This is a genomic window from Segatella copri (genome assembly GCF_015074785.1).
In the GTDB taxonomy this organism is placed as follows: Bacteria; Bacteroidota; Bacteroidia; order Bacteroidales; family Bacteroidaceae; genus Prevotella.
In genome coordinates this window covers 3079514-3100870 of sequence record NZ_CP042464.1, presented here as the reverse complement: position 1 = coordinate 3100870, position 21357 = coordinate 3079514, and the positions used below count along the sequence as shown (strand labels likewise).

Below are 21357 nucleotides of genomic sequence, written 5' to 3'. Positions count from 1 at the left end.
TCATTCTAATAATTAATCACCAGTTCCTTTCCGTCAAAGTCGACATGCGCCTTGCCACCCTTCTTGAGTTTGCCGAAGAGCAGCGCCTTCATCAGGATCGGTTTCAGGCGGTTACCGATGACACGGTCCATCTCGCGAGCACCATATTCCTTGGTAAAGCCCCATTTCAGCAACTGTTCACGCGCAGCATCGGTTAACGTTACGGTAACTCCCTTTGCTGCCAGTTTCGCATCGAGTTGACGAAGTTTCTTGGCAAGAATCAGCTCTGCCATGTGCTTATCCATATCGTTGAACACCACCATGTCGGAAAGTCGGTTGATAAACTCAGGCTTGAAAGTCTTCTTCACCTGTGCCAGCATTGCTTCGCCACGACTTACGTTTCCATTGAAACCTACGCTAGCCCGTGAAGCATATTGTGCTCCGGCATTTGAGGTCATGATGAGAATCACGTTACGGAAATCAGCCTTCTGACCCTTGTTATCAGTCAGACGGGCATAGTCCATTACCTGGAGCAGGATGTTGTAGATATCGCTATGCGCCTTCTCTATCTCATCGAGCAGGAGTACACAGTTTGGCGTCTTGCGGATGGCATCGGTCAGGAGACCGCCATCTTCATAACCCACATATCCGGCTGGAGAACCGATGAGCTTAGCCACGGTATGCTTCTCGGTATATTCACTCATATCGAAGCGTACCAGTTCGATGCCGAGTTCCTTGGCCAACTGTCGTGCCACCTCGGTTTTTCCTACTCCGGTAGGTCCCACGAAGAGGAGCGAAGCCAATGGTTTGTCATCATCTGTCAATCCCGCCTTTGCCATCATCACAGCCTCAACCACCTTGTCTACAGCCTTGTCCTGACCGTAAATCTTGTCGAGTATGCGCTGGCGGAGCGTAGCCAGAGCATCGTTATTCTCATCTTTCATCGCAGCCGCATCAATCTTGCAGACTTTAAGCAGAATCTGCTGGATGATAGACTTGGTAACGTAAGAGCGCTGGCGAGATTCTACCGGATGCACCTCCAGATAAGCACCCGCCTCATCCATCAGGTCGATGGCCTTGTCTGGCAGACAGCGGTTGCTGATATATTTGGCGCTGGCACGCACGGCATATTCCAGGGCGTCCTTGCGATAGGTTACATTGTGGAACTTATTGTATTTATACTGCAAGCCCTCCAATATCTTGATAGCCTCCTCCTCGGTAGGTTCCTTGATATCTATCTGCTGGAACCGGCGCACGATGCCCTTGCTCTGAGCCATGTAACGGTTATATTCCTCGTAGGTGGTAGAGCCGATGAAACGGATATCGCCTGCCTCCAGATATTGCTTCAGCATATTGGATGCATCAGGTCCGCCATCTGAGCCACGACCGGCACCTATCATATTATGAATCTCATCGATGTAGATAATGGTATTGCCTTCCTTCACGGCTCCCTCCATCACCATCTTGATGCGTTTCTCGAAGTCGCCGCGATATTGGGCACCGGCAAGCATCTGTCCCATATCCATGCCGTAGATGCGAGCCCCCTTGAGGCGTTCAGGAACCAGGTTTTCGTTGATGAGTTTGGCAAGACCATAGACCAGAGCAGTCTTGCCGACTCCGGCTTCTCCGATGTGGAGCGGATTGTTCTTCTCGGCACGGCAGAGCACCTGGATGGTTCTGTCCAGTTCCTGTTCTCTTCCGATGAGCGGATTGTGCTCTTCTACCTTGTCAGAAATACAGGTAACCAGCTGATGCCAATCCTGTACAACCTGTCTTCTGCCTTCTTCCTCGTCGTCGTCATACTCGTTGGCATAATCGTCATCATCAAAGTCTGCTCCCATGCCCATGCCAGCCTCTCCAGTATCTTCTCCAATAGGATAATAACTGTCAACGCTCGCCAGGAACTCGCCCTGCCGGTCGCCCACATTCTTGCACAGCAGGAAGGCGGCTTCTGAATTCTGCAAGCCAAACATCGCCTGCACAAAATGGGGTACATTCACAAGCTGTCTGTCGGCTGCAGCAGCCAGGGCGCACGCTGTTCCAAACATGGTCTTGAATAGCGATGACGGCTCTGGCAGATACTTGATGGTTTCAGGCACACGCTCCTGCTTGGCGAGCCATCCCACCAAGTCTTCGTGCATCTTGAGGCTGTCTACGCCTTCTTCCTGCAGCGCCTGACAGAATGCATACTGCCTGAGCAACGCCAGCAGCATGTGCTCAGGCATCACGAACTCGTGATCGAAGAACCGGGCTTGCTTCATGGCATCGTCCATCAGAACACTCATATATCGGGTTAATCCCATACTATCCATTCTATTCTTTCCTTTCTTTTTCTTAGCATATATTGGGGATATTTCCCCGAAATCAACGCCTATTCCGGCATATAAGTGAGTTTAAGCGGAAACTTCTGCGTACGGGCTTTCTCCATCGCTTTCTCCACTTTACTCTTGGCGATGTCATAGCTGTAGGTGCCCACCACGGCTTTCTCTTCGTGATGAACCTTGAGCATGATTGCTTCAGCCTCAGCCTGCGACTTGAAGAAGATAGATTCGAGGATTTCTACCACGAAGTCCATCGGCGTGAAGTCGTCGTTGAACATCATTACCACGTAACGCCCCGGCTCCTTGAACCTGGTTTTCTGGCGTTCACGAATTGCTGTTTGTTCTTGAGCCATATTTTAATTCTTATTTTTTATAAGCATTGGTAATCTCCACAACATAAACATCGTGGAATCCACCCTTGGCACCATACCACTGGAGCAGGTCCTTGTCGAGGAACTTCTCGGCGGTCATACTGTCCTTATAAAGTTTGCGGCATTCCAGGGTGAGTCGTGACTGCTCGAAGGCGATGCTGCCGTTATCAGTTTCTACAGGAATCAGTCCTGTTTCCTTCACCTTATCCAAATCGCGTCCGCTCTTAGAGCCGCAGAAGTTATAAATCTTCCGAGCCTCCTCGCTGTTGCCGAGGAAAGAGAGAGTCATGAATTCATTCTCCTCGATGATGCCGTGGGTGAAACGCTCCGGACGGATAAAGACCACAGCCACCGGCTTGTTCCAAAGCCATCCCAAACAGCCCCAAGAGGCGGTCATCATATTGAAATGATCCTTGTTGCCGGCACATACCAGCATCCACTCCTTACCAATAGTCTCGAAGACGTTGTCATTCAGTTCTTTTACGTTGATCTTTTCCATCTTATCTGTTCCTTTCTTTTTAATTTCTAATTACCATAAAATTGCGACAGCAGTATTCTGATTGCTGAATGCTGCCCATATCAACTGCAAAGATACAAGAATAATCTGAAAAAGCGAATGTTTCTTTAAGAAAATCGCATCACCCTATTGAGGATTATGCCTAATTAATACTTTTTTATGCCACAAGAAGGCTGAATTGAATACGATTTGTGAGGTAGGAAACCGACCTTGATTTACATTAACTTTGCATCGGCAGTTGAAAAAATAATTCACATTTTATTTTGTCAGTTGCCCAAAAGGCAGTACCTTTGCACCCCGAATGCCGAAAGCCGGGAAGGCGGAAGGCTTCGATTTATTATTCATTTATAAACATTTAATTTAATGTACAAAACAATTTTCAACAAGCGCAACAGCTTGAAGTTCAACCGATTCTCTAACAAGAACTACTCACTCTTCGCAGTTTTGGGAAGAGAGGTACTTGTTGGTGCACTCAGCGTTGCTACCCTGAGCCATGCTAAGGCAGCAGGCGTAAGCACAGAGGGAGCCAAGGTTGATTCTACCCTCTACAAGGGCGGAAAGGCTTACGAGCTGGATGCGGTGAGCGTTACCGGATCTCGTGCGCCGATGACTGTAGAGCAGTCACCTAAGATTGTGTCTGTCATTACCCACGACGATATTCATCGTGCGGCTGCGCAGACTATCAACGATGTATTGAAATTAGCTACCGGCGTGGATGTCCGTCAGCGTGGTGGCTTTGGTGTTCAGACGGATATCTCCATCAATGGTGGAACCTTCGACCAGATTACCATTCTCTTGAATGGCGTCAACATTTCCAATCCTCAGACTGGTCACAATGCTTCTGATTTTCCTGTAGCTCTTTCTGACATCGACCACATCGAAGTGCTCGAGGGGGCAGCATCGCGCTTATTCGGAACTTCAGCCTTCAATGGTGCCATCAACATCGTAACCAAGAAGGCAAAGAGTGAGGGGGTATCTGCAAGTGTAGAAGGCGGAAGCTTTGGAAGTTTCGGAGCACAGGGACGCATTCAAACAGCTTTTGAAACGGGCAAGTGGACCCAGGCTTATTCTGTAAGCGGAGGTTACAAGCGCTCGGATGGCGGCACGGAGAACAGCGATTTCGAGAAGGGACAGGGCTACGGCAATCTCTCGTTCTCTTACGACCAGCGTTTCGACATCAACGCCCAGTTGGGTATTGCTAGCCAGAGCTATGGTGCCAATACTTTCTACAGCGCCAAATATAACAACCAATATGAGAAGACAGACCACGGTCTGGCTTCGCTCAACCTGAGTCTGCACAACCAGGAGAAGACCTGGGAGATTGCGCCTCAATTCTATTATAACAAATTCAAGGATCACTATCAGCTGATTCGTGGAAAGGCTGGAGCTGCAGCAGGCGAGAACTATCACGACCTAGATGTTTATGGTGGTGGACTGAATGCCAACGTGGCTTGGGCTTTGGGTAAGACCGCAGTGGGTTTCGACATCAGCAAGGAGTGCATCTACTCTACTGCATTGGGCGAGGAACTCGCAGAGAAAGACTATAAAGATATCTCGGGTTCTGATCGTCAATATACCCGAAAGGGCGAGCGCACCAATACCAACATCATGCTGGAGCACAACTTCATCTTCGGCGGCTTCACCTTGTCGGCTGGTGTCTTGGCAAACAAGAATACAGGTCTTGACAACGACTTCCGTTTCTATCCTGGTGTGGATATGAGTTATCGTCCTAACGACAACTGGAAGTTCTACGCTTCCTGGAACAAGGCATTGAGAATGCCTACCTACACCGACTTATATATGAGTAATGCGGTGCAGCAGGGCGACCTCACCCTGAACCCGGAAAAGAACTCAACCTTCAAGGTGGGAACTCAATATCGCCAGACTGGTTTTGCAGCAACCGTTAGCGGATTCTACGCACACGGCACCAACATGATTGACTGGGTTCAGACATCCGTGACCGAGCAGAATGACAGCAAGTATCACGTGATGAACATCGGAAAGCTCAACAACATGGGCTACAACGTAGATGCTACTATCTACATGAGAGAGTTGGTACCAAACAGTTTCATTACCCGCATCAAGTTGGGTTATGCTTACATTTATCAGGATCATAAGACCGAGACAAACATTCTGAAATCACTCTATGCATTGGAGTATCTGAAGCACAAGGCAGTATTCGGGCTGGATCATCAGATCTGGAGCAAGCTTTCAGCTTCGTGGAGCGTAAGATGGCAGCAGAGAATGAATGGCTATCATCCATACACCAAGGTAGATTGCAAACTGATGTGGGACGAGAAGAAATACAATATCTTCGTGAAAGCCGACAACATCACTTGCCACCGCTACTACGACCTCACAGCTGTTAAGCAGCCAGGTTTGTGGATTATGGCAGGAGCCAGCGTAAATCTCGGCCGATAATATAATCTGACAATAATCATCCCAAAAGATGATAAATATCCGAAACACGATTCGGATATCAAATAAAAAAACGAGCCTTGATGGAGGATTCATCCTACCGTCAAGGCTCGTTTCCTTTTATTCCAGCTATTTCCTTTTATTTCAGTTATTCCGGTTTCTGATATTTTCCGTTCACTTTTATCGGTTCGAGATGGATTCCCACATGGGTATCTGCCCCGAAGTGCTGCTTCAGTTTTGTTTCTATATGAGTAGCATGCTCATGCGCCTCATAAAGCGAAAGAGAACCCGGCATGCGGACGTGCATTTCTATCGCAATCTTGTTTCCGATGCGACGGGTACGCAGGTTATGAATCTCTCCCACTCCCTCTTCTTCATTTGCAATCTTCAGGATTTCATCTTCCTCAGTTTCTGGAAGACTGGCATCCGTCAGTTCTTTCACAGACTGCATCACCAGTCCCCAGGCGGCCTTGATGATGAAGGCACTCACGATGATGGCTGCAAGCGGATCGAGCACGGCCCACTTTTCTCCCAGGATAATGGCGCCGCCTATACCGAACATCGTTCCGATACTTGATAAAGCATCGCTGCGATGATGCCAGGCATTCGCCACTACAGCCTCGGAATGATATTTCTTTCCGGCTTTAACCGTAAACTGATAAGCCCATTCCTTCATCACGATACTTACGATGGCAGCAATCAAGGCTACAACGCCCGGCTGCTGGAGTGTCTCGCCGCAGATGGCACGATAGGTCTTGGTAACACCAGAATAACAGATCATCACACCCACCACGAAGAGCGAAATGCCGATGATGGCTGTGGCAAGCGTCTCGTATTTGCCATGACCATAATCATGGTCCTTATCCATCGGCTTATTGCCCAGTTTAACGAATACCAGTACCACCACATCGGTAGCGAAATCGGTGAGCGAGTGGATGGCATCCGCTATCATGGCTGCAGAATGTCCGAGAATACCTGCAGCAAACTTCAGTACGAGCAGCACCACATTGATGATGCTTCCCGCTATCGTCACCTTATATACTTCCTTTACTCTATCCGCATCTGCGGAATGATTCTTTTTCGTTTCTGCGGGCATCTCTTGCTCGTTATATATTCTCTCATTCTTGTCCATACTATAAAATATAACAGAAGTCCTTTGCTTCCTTAATAATGTTTTTGTATAACCAAATTCCTGTCTTTCATGAATTGAGCGGCAAAAGTACATCTTTTTTCTGAAATCGGATAAAAAGAGAGATTAAAAAAGTATAACGAATAGGGAATAATGTGATAGCGAAGAGAGAAAAGCATGGAATTTTGTGATAAAACGCCTTAAAACAATAGGAATTTTGTGATTTTCAGTCCGAATTTCTTTGGAATTTTGTGATAAAGTTGTACTTTTGCACCCGATTATCAGGTATTATATTATTCTGTGACAAGAACATTATCACAATAAAAGCGGTTGAAAAAACCGCAAGATGAAACAATTATGGTTTTAAATTACATTTGGATAGCATTTTTCGTGATTGCGTTCATCTTCGCACTCATCGGATTGGCAATGGGAGATACGACTATCTTCCAGAAGATTGTAGATTCCACCTTCGACTCATCCAAGAATGCCTTCGAGATTTCTCTCGGACTGACGGGCGTGCTCGCCCTCTGGCTTGGCATCATGAAGATTGGAGAGAAGGCGGGAGTTGTGAATGTGTTGGCAAGAGCACTCAGCCCGGTTTTCACCCGTCTCTTCCCTGATATTCCGAAGAACCATCCGGTGATGGGAAGCATCTTCATGAATATCGCTTCGAATATGCTGGGACTCGATAATGCGGCGACGCCTACAGGATTGAAAGCGATGCAGCAGATGCAGGAACTCAACACGAAGAAGGATACGGCGACGAACCCGATGATCATGTTCCTGGTTCTGAACACCTCAGGACTCACCATCATCCCTACCACCATCCTCGCCTTCCGTGCCTCCTATGGAGCAGCCCAGCCTACGGATGTCTTCATCCCTATCCTGATGGCTACGCTCGTGGCTACGCTTGCCGGAATCATCATCACTTCGCTCTGGCAGCGCATCAACATCCTGCAGCCGGTATTGCTCGCTACTCTGTTGGGAATGTGCGCCTTCGTAGGCATCATCATCTGGGGATTCGGACAGATGGACAAGGATACGATGAATACAGTTACTACCCTGGCTTCGAATATGATTCTCCTGGGCATCATCCTCTGTTTCATCCTGGCGGGATTCTGGAAGAAAGTGAATGTTTATGATGCATTTATCGAAGGAGCGAAGGAAGGTTTTACTACGGCGGTGAAGATTATCCCTTATCTCGTAGCTATCCTTGTGGGCATCGGCGTGTTCCGTGCTTCGGGAGCGATGGATATGGTGATTCAAGGCATTTCGTGGTCGGTAGAACAATGCGGCTTGAACGCCGATTTCGTAGGCGCCCTGCCTACCGCCATCATGAAACCGCTGTCGGGAAGTGGCGCACGAGGCATGATGCTGGAGGCGATGAAGAACTATGGTCCTGATTCGTTTGTGGGCAGATTGAGCTGCATCTTCCAGGGCTCCACCGACACCACCTTCTATATATTGGCTGTATATTTCGGAAGCGTAAGCATCAGGAATACCCGCCACGCTGTGGCTTGCGGCTTGCTTGCCGATTTGGCAGGAGTCATCGCAGCAATCGCTATAGCATACCTTTTCTTTTAAAGGTAAAAAAGTAAAAGGGTAAAAAGGTAAAAAAGACTTAGATTATATATTCATCTAAAAAATGAAAATATGGGCAATAATGTCATTTATGAATTAAGCAAAAAGTTTGCCATACGAATAATCAAACTCTATGTTTTCCTCAAAGAAGAGAAACATGAATTCGTTATGTCTAAACAAATATACAGATGTGGTACAAGCATTGGAGCAAACATTGCAGAAAGCACTTATGCTCAAAGTACACCAGATTATATAAGCAAACTTAGCATCTCCCTAAAAGAAGCAAGTGAAACTCAATATTGGCTGGATTTACTTCAAGAAAGCAATTATATAACAACAGAACAATACGAATCAATATCCAATGATGTTAAGACTATCATAGGAACTCTCGTAAATATCATCAATAAATTGAAACAAAAAAATAATCAATAAACAAAAGTAAAAAGCGAAAAGGCAGAGAATCAAGCTTTCTTTTACCTTTTTACCTTTTTACCCTTTTACTTTTAAACATATGGCAAACCTCAAAAGTTTAGCAAAGGATACCGCCATCTATGGTTTGAGCAGTATCATCGGCAGATTCCTCAACTATCTGCTTGTACCACTCTATACGGCTAAGATCAGCGCCGCAAGTGGTGGTTATGGTGTCATCACCAACATGTACGCCTATACGGCGTTACTCCTCGTTATCCTGACCTACGGAATGGAGACCACCTTCTTCCGTTTTGTCAACAAGGAGGGAGAAAACTCAGAAAAGGTTTATCACACGGTATTGAGCATGGTGGGCTTCACTTCCCTACTCTTCATCGCCCTGGTATTCCTCTTCATCACGCCTTTGAGCGATGCGATGGGCTACGCCGACCATCCGGCTTATGTATGGACCATGTTCGTAACCGTGGCTATTGATGCCTTCCAGTGCATTCCGTTCGCTTACCTCAGATACAAGAAGCGCCCATTGAAGTTTGCTGCCTTCAAGTTGCTCTTCATCGGTCTGAACATTGCGCTCAACCTGGTTTACTACGTCATCATGGATGGTCACGATGTGGGCTATGCTTTCTACATCAACCTCGTTTGTACCGCCTCCATCACCTTCTGTTTCTACAAGGAGCTGAAGGAAGGATTCATGGGCGAGAAATGCTCCTGGAGTGAATGTAAGGTGCTCGTCAGGAAGATGATGGGCTACAGCTGGCCTATCCTCGTGCTCGGTATTGCCGGTATTCTGAACCAGACAGCCGACAAGATTCTCTTCCCTTACATCTATGAGAAGGGCGATGCTCATGCGCAACTCGGAATCTACGGAGCAGCCAGCAAGATTGCGATGATTATGGCGATGATTACCCAGGCTTTCCGCTATGCTTACGAGCCATTCGTATTCGGCAAGGCGAAGGATAAGGACAACCGACAGACTTACGCTTCGGCGATGAAGTATTTCGTCATCTTCACCCTGCTCGCCTTTCTGGTGGTAGTAGGTTATCTGGATGTATTGCGCCACATCATCGGTCGCGACTACTGGGATGGTTTGAAGGTAGTGCCTATCGTAATGGCTGCCGAAATCATGATGGGAGTATATTTCAACCTCAGTTTCTGGTACAAGCTCATCGACAAGACCATCTGGGGTGCTTACTTCTCGGGCATCGGTTGTGCGGTATTGATTGCCATCAACGTTATCTTCGTACCAGTTTATGGTTACATCGCCTGTGCCTGGGCCGGTTTCGCAGGTTATGGAACAGCCATGCTTCTCTCCTACTTTGTAGGTCAGAAGAAGTATCCAATCAACTATCCGGTGAAGGAGATTATGATTTATGTGGTTCTCGCCCTCATCCTCTTTGCCGGAATGACCGAGGCTAACAGATACTTCTCCAGTGGAATTGCCTGCCTCATCAACACGGTGCTCATCCTCATCTTCGCCGCTTATCTCGTGAAGAAGGATTTCCCATTAAAGAGTCTGCCAGTGGTGGGAAAATACTTTAGAAAGTAAGAGATTCCAATCATTGAGATTATATTCCAAGAAGTCCGTGGACAATGTGTAAGTCCACGGACTTCTTTTGTTTATATTATACAGAACCTTCGCATGCGGTTCAAGAATAGACAAAAGGACCCAATGTTCCTGGTCCCGAGCAATACTCAGGATATAATAGCCGCCAGCAAGGCGCCCTGTAAGAGCTAAAGCAAACGGCTGAGTGAACGAAACGAAACGACTGAGTATTTTGAAGGATACGGCTATGCAAGCTGAAGGATACGGCTCCGTTAACCGAAGGATACGGCTCCGTAAGCTGAAGAATACGACTCCGTAAGTGAAAGAAGACGTCTGATCAGGTTCAAAGAGATAGAATATGGAGTTCAAGGAGACTGCTTCTGGAAAGTTGCCACTAGGCTCAGCAGCTCTGCTGAGCCTAGTCAGCAGGTCTGCTCACTGCAGTCAGCAGGTCTGCCGAGCATACTAAGAAAGCAGCTGGTATGCGCACTTGCATATCAGCTGTTTTTGCACTTTTTAGTTCGACTTGTTGTAAAATATCACACTTTTAAGGACGACCTTTTGTGGTTTTACACATTTTTAAGGACGTTTTTTGTGGTTTTTCAAAAGAAATCAGTATCTTTGCAGCAATATTCCCTCACAAAAGTGTTGGTAATAAGGCATTATTCCCTCACAAAAATGTACAGACACAAATATCATTCCCTCACAAAAGTGTAGCAAACATGAAAAGATTCATATACAACCAACTGAAAGACTGGAAATTATCCAGTAACAGGAAGCCACTCATCATGTATGGAGCAAGACAAGTTGGCAAGACCTATATCATCAAAGAGTTTGGCAACAACGAATTTGAGAATATGGTTTACATCAACTGTTACAAAAACAAAAGCATTGCTCAACTTTTTCAAGGTGACGCAAATGCAGAAAGACTTTCCATCGGCCTTGCTGCTTATGCACACCAAGACATCACTCCTGGCAAGACCCTTGTATTTCTCGATGAGATACAAGAGATTCCACCTGTTTTGTCCTCGCTGAAATATTTCTGTGAAGACAAGCCAGAATTGCATATCATCGTAGCAGGATCATTGCTCGGTGTCATGAACATGAAAGGAGAATCCTTCCCTGTCGGTAAAGTTGACATCATGCACCTCTACCCCATGACTTATGAGGAATTTCTACTTGCCAATGGAGAGAAACAACTTTTGGATTTATTGCAAAGCGGAGATAAGGAACTTATCAACAGCCTCGCCCCAAAATTCATAGAATACCTTCGACGATACTACTTTGTTGGAGGTATGCCCGAAGCAGTATTGGAATTTACACAAAATCACAACCCAATGCAAGTAAGGCAAATTCAACAAAACATCTTGAATGCATACGAGGCAGATATCAGCAAACACACCGAAGAACAGACACAAAGAGTAAGAATGGTATGGCAATCAATCCCAGCCCAACTGGCTCGCGAGAACAAGAAGTTCATCTATGGTGCAATAAGAAAAGGAGCTAGGGCTAAAGATTTCGAGATTGCAATACAATGGCTCATTGACGCAGGACTCGTCCATAAGGTAGAAAGAACAAGAGATGCCAAATCTCCATTAAAATTCTATGCAGACATGGATGCTTTCAAATTATATGTGCTTGATGTAGGTTTGTTGGGAGCACTCACAATGGCACAACCTGACCAGATTCTCATTGGCAACAACGTGTTTAGCGAATACAAGGGGGCGTTTACTGAGAATTTCGTGCTTCAACAGCTGAAATCTCTTCCTTACTTACCCATATATTATTACAGTAAGCCAAGCTCTACCCAAGAAATTGATTTCATGGTACAAGCCGGCAGCGAAATCTTACCAATAGAAGTAAAGGCTGAGGAGAATGTAAAGGCAAAATCACTAGCAGCATTTATCACTCACGATTTTGTCTCCTATCATCTCAAAGGTATCCGTTTCTCCATGCGAGGTTTCCAAGACCAAAAATGGATGGAAAATGTACCACTATTCGCAGCTAGAGAATTTGTTAAACACAAGGTAGAGAAGAGTTTCATCATCAAATAAGCCATAGAAGCATGAGGAAGAAACTGAATAAGAAACTTTGCATGGATGACATCTATGAGATTTGTATTCTTACCCATGGTAATAACCGTAAAAAAGCTCATCTTTATCAACTAACATTTGATGAGGACGAGCGAATATCCACAAATGCCCTGTGGGTATTCACTCATTTCGACATGCAGAACAACGAGTGGCTCTATGCCAAGCACGATGACTTAATAGACCGAGTTCTCGTAGAGAAAAATGAGACCAAGCGCCGCCTGATGCTCCAACTCCTTCTCCGTCAGCCATTCGAGGAAGAATCACTCCGTTCTGATTTCATCGATTTCTGTATCGCCAAGATTACAGCCTGTTCCCAGCCCTACGCCATCCGCTGCTACTGCATGAAGCTCGCCTACGAGCAGATGAAGTACTATCCCGAACTCCTCGAAGAGTTAAGAATGGCTCTGGATATGCTGGAGCAAGAGGTTCTATCACCAGGAATGTTATCAGCAAAAAGGCGAATTATGAAGAAAATCAAGCGAAGCCTTGGAAAATTCGGGAAATAGTCGTAACTTTGCAAAGTTAAATATCAAGCATTACATCTATGAATAAAGATAATATCAACGAGTTCGCATCCTTCGATGAATATCTTCGACAAGGAGAACCTTCGCAGAAGGAAAGCGCCGAGAACTGGAAGACGGCTATCGGATTGCAGGCTGTAGATGGGCTGCAACCGTCGGCGTATCTCATAGATGTGGCTAAGCGAAACATCGAAGGGGAAATCTCTCTGGACGAAACCAGAAAACTGATTGACTCTTACTATCAGAGCAAGACGGTCCGCACACCTAAGGACGAAGAAGAGGAAGAGGCAGATAAGGTTTCAGCTAACATCGCGAAGATTCTCGCCAGCAAGACCTTTGCCTTCAATACCAACGGATATGTTTCCCTGCATCGAAGAATATTCGAGGGAGTATTCAAGCACGCAGGAGAAATCCGCCAGTATGATATTTCCAAGAAAGAATGGGTGCTCGAAGGAGATTCCGTAAACTACCTGAATTGGGAAGACTTGCGAAGAGCATTGGACTGGGATATTGAGCAGGAGAAGAACTTCTCATATAAAGGTCTGACGGATGATGAGAAGATTGAGCATATTGCCAAATTCATTTCAGGCATCTGGCAAATCCACGCATTCAGAGAGGGAAACACCCGAACCACGGCAATTTTCACCATCCAATATCTCCGTTCGTTAGGATATGAAGTGAACAACGAAATGTTTGCCAAACACTCCTGGTATTTCCGCAATGCCCTGGTTCGTGCCAACTATCGAAACATTCAGAAAGGCATAGATTACTCTCCTATCTACCTGGTTCGTTTCTTCAGGAACTTACTCCTAAAAGATGGTTGGGTTCTCAAGAACAGATATTTGCATATCCAGCCGACTGATGATTGGAAAGAGCAGCCGAACTTAAATTCCCAAACAGGAAGTGGACAGAAAAAAAACTTCATAAATAAAGAAGGAGAAGAAAATGTCCCAAGTTCATCCCAAACTTGTCCCAAGTTCGTCCCAAGTTCGTCCCAAGTAGAAGAACTCATTATACGTATAAATAAAGATTATCTATCCATCGGTGATATAATGAACCTGTTTGGATTAAAGAACAGAACAAGATTTAGAAAGGAATACATTACCCCAGCCCTAGCCGAAGGAGCCTTGGAGATGAAATATCCAAACACCCCAAGACATCCACGCCAGCAATATCGGATGACAGAGCTGGCAAAGACTTGGAAAGAAGGGTATGAGAAAAAGAATAAATAACATCATAATAAAAATAGAAAACAAGTAATGAAGAAAAAAGCAACGGTCCTTATCGCCTCTATCATGGCGTTCTGCGGAATCAACACCGCTCACGCTGACGAGGGAATGTGGACGATTTACAACTTGCCTAACGCTGTGTATGAGATGATGCAGCGCGAAGGCTTCAGTATGACTTACGACCAGCTCTACAACGGCGAGAACGCCCTGAAGAATGCTGTGGTAAACTTCTCTGGCTATTGCTCGGGCGTAGTCGTTTCTCCAGACGGTTTGGTATTTACCAACCACCATTGCGGTTTCGAGGCTATCAGAAGCCACTCTACCGTGGAGCACGACTATATGCTCAACGGTTTCTTTGCTAAATCATACGCAGAGGAATTGCCTAACGAGAATATGTTCGTAAGCTTCATGGTTGAACAGAAGGATGTAACCGATAAGGTGATGAGCCTCGGATACGAGAAACTCGACAACAAAAAGCGTGATGAACTCATCGATTCTCTGGAGAATGAGATGACCCAAGAGGCGAAGAAGAACGATTCTACCCTCCATATCACCGTTCAGCCTTTCTACGAGGGCAACAAGTGGTACGCTACTACTTACCGCGACTTCACCGACCTGCGTCTGGTTTTCACCGTGCCAAAGTCTATGGGTAAGTTTGGTGGCGATACAGACAACTGGATGTGGCCTCGCCAGACCTGCGACTTCTCTGTATTCCGCATCTATGCTGACCCTAAGACCAATGGTCCTGCTGCCTACAGCAAGGACAATGTGCCTTATCATCCTAAGCGTTGGGCTCAGGTTTCTCTCCAGGGTTACAAGGATGGCGACTATGCGATGACCATGGGTTACCCAGGCAGCACAGAGCGCTATCTTTCAAGCTACGGAATCCAGACCATGCGCGATGCTGAGAATGCACCTCGTGCCCAGGTTCGTGGCGTAAAGCAGGAGGTGATGCAGAAGCACATGCGTGCCGACGAGGCTGTCCGCATCAAGTACGACAGCAAATACGCCAGCTCTTCCAACTACTGGAAGAATGCCATCGGTATGAACAAGTGTATCGACTCTATCGGCATCGTTAATCTGAAGCGTGAGTACGAAACCCGTCTCCGTGCTTGGCAGGATACAGCCAAGGCTGCCAACGACCTCGCCCACAAGGTAGATTTCGACAAGCTCGCCAAACTCTACAAGGAGAGCGCAGACGTGAAGTATGCCTGGACCAACTTCTCTGAATCTTTCACCAGAAGAAGCAACATCGAGTTCTCTACCCGTGCCATCAAGCTCCAGACCAACATGGAAGTGAAGGGTCCTGAGAAGAACAAGAAGAAGCAGTATCATGAGTTTGAAGATAACTCTGCAGAATGGGATATGGCGCTCGATAAGGAAGTGCTCGCTACCCTCTTGAAGAACTACAAGGAGCACGTAGATGCCAAGTGGTTGCCTAAGTTCTACAAGACCATCGACGCTGAGTTTGGCGGCAACTACGCCAAGTATGTGGATTATCTCTGGGAGAAGTCGCTCATCATGAAGAAGGGCGCCAAGCTCTATTTCAACAAGAAGGGATATGAGAAGGATCCAGGCGTAAGCTTCGGTATGGATCTGAACGATGTATATGGTGATTTCGCTGCTCAGATGGGCAGCATCAACGACAGCATCGCCGAGCAGGAGAAGTATCTCTGCGCTGCCAAGCTCCGTATGGAGGAAGACATGCCTCACTACAGCGACGCAAACTTCACCATGCGATTGAGCTACGGTCAGGTAGGCGGTTTCGACCTCGGTGGCAAGCCATCTGGTTATTACACCACAGCCGAGAGCATCGTAGAGAAGATGAAGAAGGGCGACAAGGTAATCGATTACTACGCTGAGCCTATCATGCACGAGCTCCTCTCTGAGAAGGATTTCGGCAAGTATCAGGATAAGACGACTGGCAAGATGCAGCTCTGCTTCCTCACCAACAACGATATTACCGGCGGTAACTCTGGTAGCCCTATGTTCAACGGCAAGGGTGAGTTGATTGGTCTTGCCTTCGATGGCAACTGGGACAGCCTCAGCTCTGACATCAACTTCGACAAGCGCCTGGCTCGCTGCATTGGTGTAGATATTCGCTATGTGCTCTACCTGATGGATAAGTGGGGACACGCAGACCGCCTCTTGAAGGAGATCAATGCAAAGTAATTCCTATCTCTAAATCAATAGAGATGATATAAAGGTTTATCCTGGGATAAAGATTAATCTCAGGATAATATAAAAAGAGCGGAAAATCAGCTGTTAACTGTTAACCTGTTAACTTCTGGCTTTCCGCTCTTGTTTTTTCTTATAGGTTCTCAACTAATACTGCGAGATATTATTCAGCTCCTTCAATGAAACCTGACGAGGCTTCTCGGCGAGTTTCTTCTTCAATTCATCCACCGTTATTTCTGCAGATGGATCGAAATCGGCAGAGCGCATATAATCAATTACACTCTGATAGAAAGCCTTGCCTTCCGGATATTTGGCAGCCTTTTCCAAATCGCTCATGCAGACGAGAAGCTTTCCGGCTCCCACCTTCCATTCCATCACCAAACCCAACTTATGATTCCGCTCGATATTATCTATCACCTGAACAATCGGGCGATAATCCTTGGCGAAGTTGTCAAGCACCAGCGGATGCGATTCCTTGATGACAGGGAACCATTGCCAGTTGGTGTGCATTTCCGTAGGGAATCCCTTGAATATCGGATGTTCCGGATTCGTAAGAATACCCAGGGTTCCTGGAGAAACCTTCTTCTTGTTGTTCTCACAGATGGTCTTGAACATGCGATAATTCCAGTAATCGGTCTGGAAGAGTCCGCCAACAGTATAAGGAGTAGCATTATCTGCCTGCGAAAGCGTATCATCGGCAGCCACAAAATGGCTGGAAGCCGTAGGCATCCAAAGCACCTTTCCGCCCTTTTCCAAGACTTTCACCACTTCCTCATTCAAATCCTTGGCTATGATGACGCCCTTCTTTTCCATCGCCTTCTTCGGATAAGCCCAAAGTTCGTAGGAGTTTCTCGCCTCTGTTCCTTCAATGTTTAATGTAAGAAGCAGCTTGGTAGGTTTCTGCACGTGGAAGACACCATTCAGTTCACCCACATCCACCAAACCTTCATCGTATGAAAAGATGTTCAATACTCCCTCATCCTCTGCCATCAAGTCGCCCACATTCTTTCTCACTTCACCATCCTTGGTGCTGTAAGTTCCATCATCCATACAGAACAATCCGTTCTCGGCAGCCAGATGCCATTTCAGTTTCTTGCCCTTCAGCGAAGAACCACCATAATTGGCTACCTTTACCTTAGCCTGAATCTTCTCGCCGTCCTCGAAGCAGAACTTCTTCATTTCCAGCAGAGGAACCACAGGCGAGCACCACTGGCGCCATTCCTCGGGCGTAGTGATTCCCTTGCTCTCCATGAAAGCATCGAGGATGCCTACGAAAGCACTTCCCTGACCGGGATAATCCTGAATATCGAGCAGTTGGAAGCCCGCCATATTCTTGGTGCGAAGATCCATTTCTATATCGGCTTTATAGAGTTTCACGCTCCATAAGCCCGAAGCCTTGTGGAAATCATCTGCCTGCGAAAGCATTCCGGCAGCAGCCAGCCTGCGGCGGAACACTTCAAAGTTATAAGGATGAAGCACTCCGGTGTATTTCTTCATCTCCCGATAGTCAGGATAGGTCTGAAACTGGCCTGTTTCATGAGAGATGATTGGGATTCCTGCCTTATCGCAAGCCTCATCAAAATTCATCGTAGAATTAGGATGGAAATGATTGATCATTCCGCCATCGTAAGCGTCGGCAAACGAGAAGGAACCACGGGTATGAGTATTGTATTTGCCCCATCCCTCGCCTCCGATGCGGCAAGTGGTGAAGTAATCCATTCCTTCTTTTATTCCTTGATAACCGAGATAGTAATTGCTTCCGAAGGTATAGTATTTATCTGGCGCAATCTTGCGGAAATCATCCACAAACTCCTTCATCTTGTCGATGTCGCCCCAGAGTTCATTACCCAGCGCCATCATTCGGAAAGAAGGATGATGACCGTATTCTCTGAGGATATTTTCGCCTTCCTGATGCAGGAATGCCATCAGCCTTTCATCCTTCTTGTCAAAAGAACCCCAGAAAGGAAGCTCCGGCTGGAGATAGATTCCCAGACTGTCCGCTGCCACGAAAGCCGCCTCCGGTGGACACCAGGAATGAAAGCGCACATGGTTGATTCCATACTCCTTGCAGGTTCCGAGATACTTCATCCAGCCTTCCACGCTCATCTCTACATGTCCCGTCAGCGGCCATACAGCCGCATCGTGCTTGCCACGGAGGAATATCCTATGACCATTGGCGTAGAAGTGAGCGCCTTCGATATGGAAATCCTTGGCGAAATCAGGCATCTGAAGGGCGGAAGGAGAAGCTACAGAACGGCTAGGGATTGCTCCTGTTAGAGTTTCTGCAGATTTGCTCTCTACAGAGCTGGCTAGCTGGAGTTCTATCCTTCCGATAATTCCATTCCAGTTGGTCTGCGTATCTTCTGTATAAGCATGGCTGGAACCGTAAACCTGATCAGGCACACCTCTTCCATTATCCACCACGATTTCCAGGAGATGCTTGCCCGGCTTCACCTTCTTTGGCAGAAGATAGCGCTGAGGAGTAGAGATGAAGTTGCAGGAATCCACCAGTTCTCCATCCACATACACCCATGTCGGTCGGGTACGTTCCAGGAAGAGTTCTACCGGCTTCTTCTTCCAGTCCTTCGGGATATTGATGGTTCTGGAATATCTTGCAGCTCCTTTATAGGCATAGAGTCTCGTAAGATGCGTTGTTTCCATCGTATCTTTCGGAGCGAATCCCAGACGGTTCGTATCGATGGTACCGGGAAGGATGGCACGCTGCGCCTCACCCTGCAAGGCACGCTTACTCTTGGCAAAAACACTACCGCTCTTTCCCAACTCCACATTCCATTCACCAGCGAGCGAAATGCTCTGTGCTTGCAAGCCCAGACTTACCAGTCCCAGACAAGCGATAAGAACAGTTTTCTTCATTAACTTATTACAGAATATCTTTTAGGGTTAAAATTGCGTATAAAGATACTATAAATTTGATGTTTACGGCTGCAAATATAAAAAAATTGCGGTAAAAACACCGCAATTTACCAAAGAAATTGCTGTATTTTTACCGCAAAATATGGATATTGCATCAAAACATTCCTTTGATGCAGGCTTTCATCTTATTATAAATCGCTGCCTAAATTATTTCTTCTTAGGTCTGCGGCGAGCCCAACCTTCTTCCTCGAAATTTGGCTCCTCGCCCTTGAACTTCACATTGTCGTTGTTCTGGAAGAATTGGCGCCAATCGCCTGTATCCTCCTGAGGGCGAGACTTTCTGCCGCCACGAGATTCACCACGGCTTCCACGTCCTCCCTTTCCACGAGAATCACGAGAGTCTCTTGCATCATCAGAAGAACCTCTGCGGCCACGACCTCCTCTTTCTGAACCACGACCGCCTCTGCCCTCAGAACTGCGTCCGCCGCGGGCTGCTCTGCCATGACCTTCCTCATCAGCATCGTTACATCTCACGGTTCTGCCCTTGTACTCAGTTCCGTTCAATGCCTTCATCACACGCTTCGCATCCTCCTCAGGCACCTCGATGTAGGCAAACTTACTCAGCAGGTCGATGTGACCAACCTCCTGGCGACCCTTCACGTGCTTGTTCAGATACTGCATGATTTCGCCCGGATAGAAACCATCCGCCTTACCCAGGTTGATGAACAGTCTCTTGAAACCAGCCTCAGTCTCATGCTTTCTGCGACCATTGGAAACCTTGCCACGGCCCTCGCCACGACTTCCACGACCTTCACCGCCACGGGAGCCCTTGCCGGTCTCAGGCTTGATAATTTCAGGAGCATTCTTATAGTAATCGAGGAACTTACCGAAGGTGATGGTCACCATCTTCTTGATGATGTCCTCCTTGTCGATGTACTCAAACTGGCGGTTGATTTCAGCCATATATGGTTCAATCTGATCCTCATCCACATCGGTCTTCATGATGTCGTCCATGGTCTTGAAGAGCTGCTTCTTGCAGATTTCCTCTGGGGTTGGCAAAATGCCATCCACGAACTCCTTGCCAATCTGCTTCTCAATCTGGCGAACCTTGAACTTCTCTCTGGTATGGATGATAGAGATGGATGTTCCTTTCTTGCCGGCACGACCGGTACGGCCGCTTCGGTGGGTGTAACTTGCCACATCATCAGGCAAACCATAGTTGATAACGTGAGTCAGATCATCTACGTCCAGACCACGAGCAGCCACATCGGTAGCCACCAGGAACTGAACGGTATGGTTGCGGAACTTCTGCATGGTGAGGTCACGCTGCTGCTGACTCAAGTCGCCGTGCAACGCCTCTGCATTATAACCATCCTTGATGAGCTTATCTGCAATATCCTGAGTCTCCAACTTGGTACGACAGAAGATAATTGCAAAGATGCGTGGATAGAAATCCACCACGCGTTTCAGGGCGAGATACTTGTCCTTGGCATTTACCAGATAGTAGATGTGGTTTACATGCTCAGCACCCTCGTTGCGCGAACCCACTACGATTTCCTTGTGGTCGTGCAGGTAGTTGAGGGCAATCTTCTCGATGTCCTTGCTCATGGTAGCCGAGAAGAGCAGGGTGTTTCTATCTTCCGGAACGTTCTCAAAGATGGCATTGATGCTCTCAGAGAAGCCCATGTTCAGCATCTCGTCAGCCTCATCAAGCACCACGTTGTTCACGTTCTCCAACTGAGCCACGCCACGATTAATCAAATCGAGCAGACGACCAGGGGTAGCCACGATAATCTGCACACCATGCTTCAGGGTGCGAATCTGGCTTCCGATGTCGGTACCGCCATAAACTGCGGCAATATGCAAACCGTCGATGTACTTGGCAAAACTGTTCAAATCGTCTGCTATCTGGAGACAGAGCTCACGTGTAGGACTGAGGATGATAGCCTGTGTCTGCTTGCTTTTGGCATCAGTTTTCTGGATAACCGGAATACCGTAAGATGCAGTCTTACCCGTACCGGTCTGCGCCAACGCAATCACGTCGTTCTTATTACCAAGCAAATATGGGATTACTTCTTCCTGAACTGGCATTGGATTCTCAAATCCAAGCTCTTCGATGGCACGGCGAATCTCCTCGCTCACGCCTAATTCTTCAAATGTCTTCAAATCTTTTT

Annotated in this window: 14 protein-coding genes; 8 read left to right on the top strand and 6 right to left on the bottom strand. The window is 46.9% G+C overall.

Annotated features, from left to right (window positions below; translation table 11 throughout):
• Positions 1-5: 5 nt before the first annotated feature.
• The 3 genes from FO447_RS12775 to FO447_RS12765 all read right to left on the bottom strand — a co-directional run bounded on the left by FO447_RS12775 (position 6) and on the right by FO447_RS12765 (position 3170).
• The gene (locus FO447_RS12775) at positions 6-2240 is read right to left on the bottom strand and encodes an AAA family ATPase (RefSeq protein WP_437182718.1); all 2235 of its coding nucleotides are present in this window, start codon (positions 2238-2240) and stop codon (positions 6-8) included.
• 110 nt (positions 2241-2350) lie between these two features.
• A complete protein-coding gene (locus FO447_RS12770) occupies positions 2351-2653 on the bottom strand; it encodes an ATP-dependent Clp protease adaptor ClpS (protein ID WP_117729418.1) in 303 nt (100 codons plus the stop codon).
• 10 nt (positions 2654-2663) lie between these two features.
• On the bottom strand, positions 2664-3170 hold the full coding sequence (locus tag FO447_RS12765; RefSeq protein WP_006849242.1) for a flavin reductase: 507 nt from the start codon (positions 3168-3170) through the stop codon (positions 2664-2666).
• A gap of 381 nt (positions 3171-3551) precedes the next feature.
• Here FO447_RS12765 and FO447_RS12760 point away from each other — a divergent pair, with 381 nt between their 5' ends.
• The gene (locus FO447_RS12760; protein WP_200756659.1) at positions 3552-5609 is read left to right on the top strand and encodes a TonB-dependent receptor plug domain-containing protein; all 2058 of its coding nucleotides are present in this window, start codon (positions 3552-3554) and stop codon (positions 5607-5609) included.
• Between the two features lie 145 nt (positions 5610-5754).
• Here the strand turns inward: FO447_RS12760 and FO447_RS12755 are convergent, their stop codons facing one another.
• Positions 5755-6738 (bottom strand): cation diffusion facilitator family transporter, encoded by a 984-nt coding sequence (locus FO447_RS12755; protein WP_437182717.1) that lies wholly within the window; start codon positions 6736-6738, stop codon positions 5755-5757.
• Positions 6739-7092: 354 nt separating this feature from the next.
• Between FO447_RS12755 and FO447_RS12750 the strand changes: the two genes are divergently transcribed.
• The 7 genes from FO447_RS12750 to FO447_RS12720 all read left to right on the top strand — a co-directional run bounded on the left by FO447_RS12750 (position 7093) and on the right by FO447_RS12720 (position 16303).
• Complete coding sequence (locus tag FO447_RS12750; RefSeq protein ID WP_200756657.1) at positions 7093-8319, top strand: nucleoside recognition domain-containing protein; 1227 nt, start codon at positions 7093-7095, stop codon at positions 8317-8319.
• A gap of 69 nt (positions 8320-8388) precedes the next feature.
• Positions 8389-8748 carry a four helix bundle protein gene (locus tag FO447_RS12745; RefSeq protein WP_118201736.1) on the top strand — a complete coding sequence of 120 codons (360 nt, stop codon included), beginning with the start codon at positions 8389-8391 and terminating at the stop codon, positions 8746-8748.
• Positions 8749-8827: 79 nt separating this feature from the next.
• Entirely contained in the window at positions 8828-10291 is a 1464-nt protein-coding gene (locus FO447_RS12740; RefSeq protein ID WP_118191617.1) for an oligosaccharide flippase family protein, read from the top strand.
• 719 nt (positions 10292-11010) lie between these two features.
• Positions 11011-12342, top strand: a complete 1332-nt coding sequence (locus FO447_RS12735) for an ATP-binding protein (protein ID WP_200756655.1) — start codon at positions 11011-11013, stop codon at positions 12340-12342.
• Between the two features lie 11 nt (positions 12343-12353).
• A complete protein-coding gene (locus tag FO447_RS12730; protein ID WP_200756653.1) occupies positions 12354-12887 on the top strand; it encodes a hypothetical protein in 534 nt (177 codons plus the stop codon).
• Positions 12888-12925: 38 nt separating this feature from the next.
• On the top strand, positions 12926-14134 hold the full coding sequence (locus FO447_RS12725) for a Fic family protein (RefSeq protein ID WP_200756651.1): 1209 nt from the start codon (positions 12926-12928) through the stop codon (positions 14132-14134).
• Positions 14135-14161: 27 nt separating this feature from the next.
• Positions 14162-16303, top strand: coding sequence for a S46 family peptidase (locus tag FO447_RS12720; RefSeq protein ID WP_200756649.1), 2142 nt, complete (start codon positions 14162-14164; stop codon positions 16301-16303).
• A gap of 153 nt (positions 16304-16456) precedes the next feature.
• Here the strand turns inward: FO447_RS12720 and FO447_RS12715 are convergent, their stop codons facing one another.
• Together FO447_RS12715 and FO447_RS12710 are read right to left on the bottom strand one after the other, a co-directional pair.
• The gene (locus FO447_RS12715; RefSeq protein WP_200756647.1) at positions 16457-19183 is read right to left on the bottom strand and encodes a beta-glycosidase; all 2727 of its coding nucleotides are present in this window, start codon (positions 19181-19183) and stop codon (positions 16457-16459) included.
• A 207-nt stretch (positions 19184-19390) separates the two neighbouring features.
• Entirely contained in the window at positions 19391-21349 is a 1959-nt protein-coding gene (locus tag FO447_RS12710) for a DEAD/DEAH box helicase (protein ID WP_200756645.1), read from the bottom strand.
• Between the last annotated feature and the right edge of the window lie 8 nt (positions 21350-21357).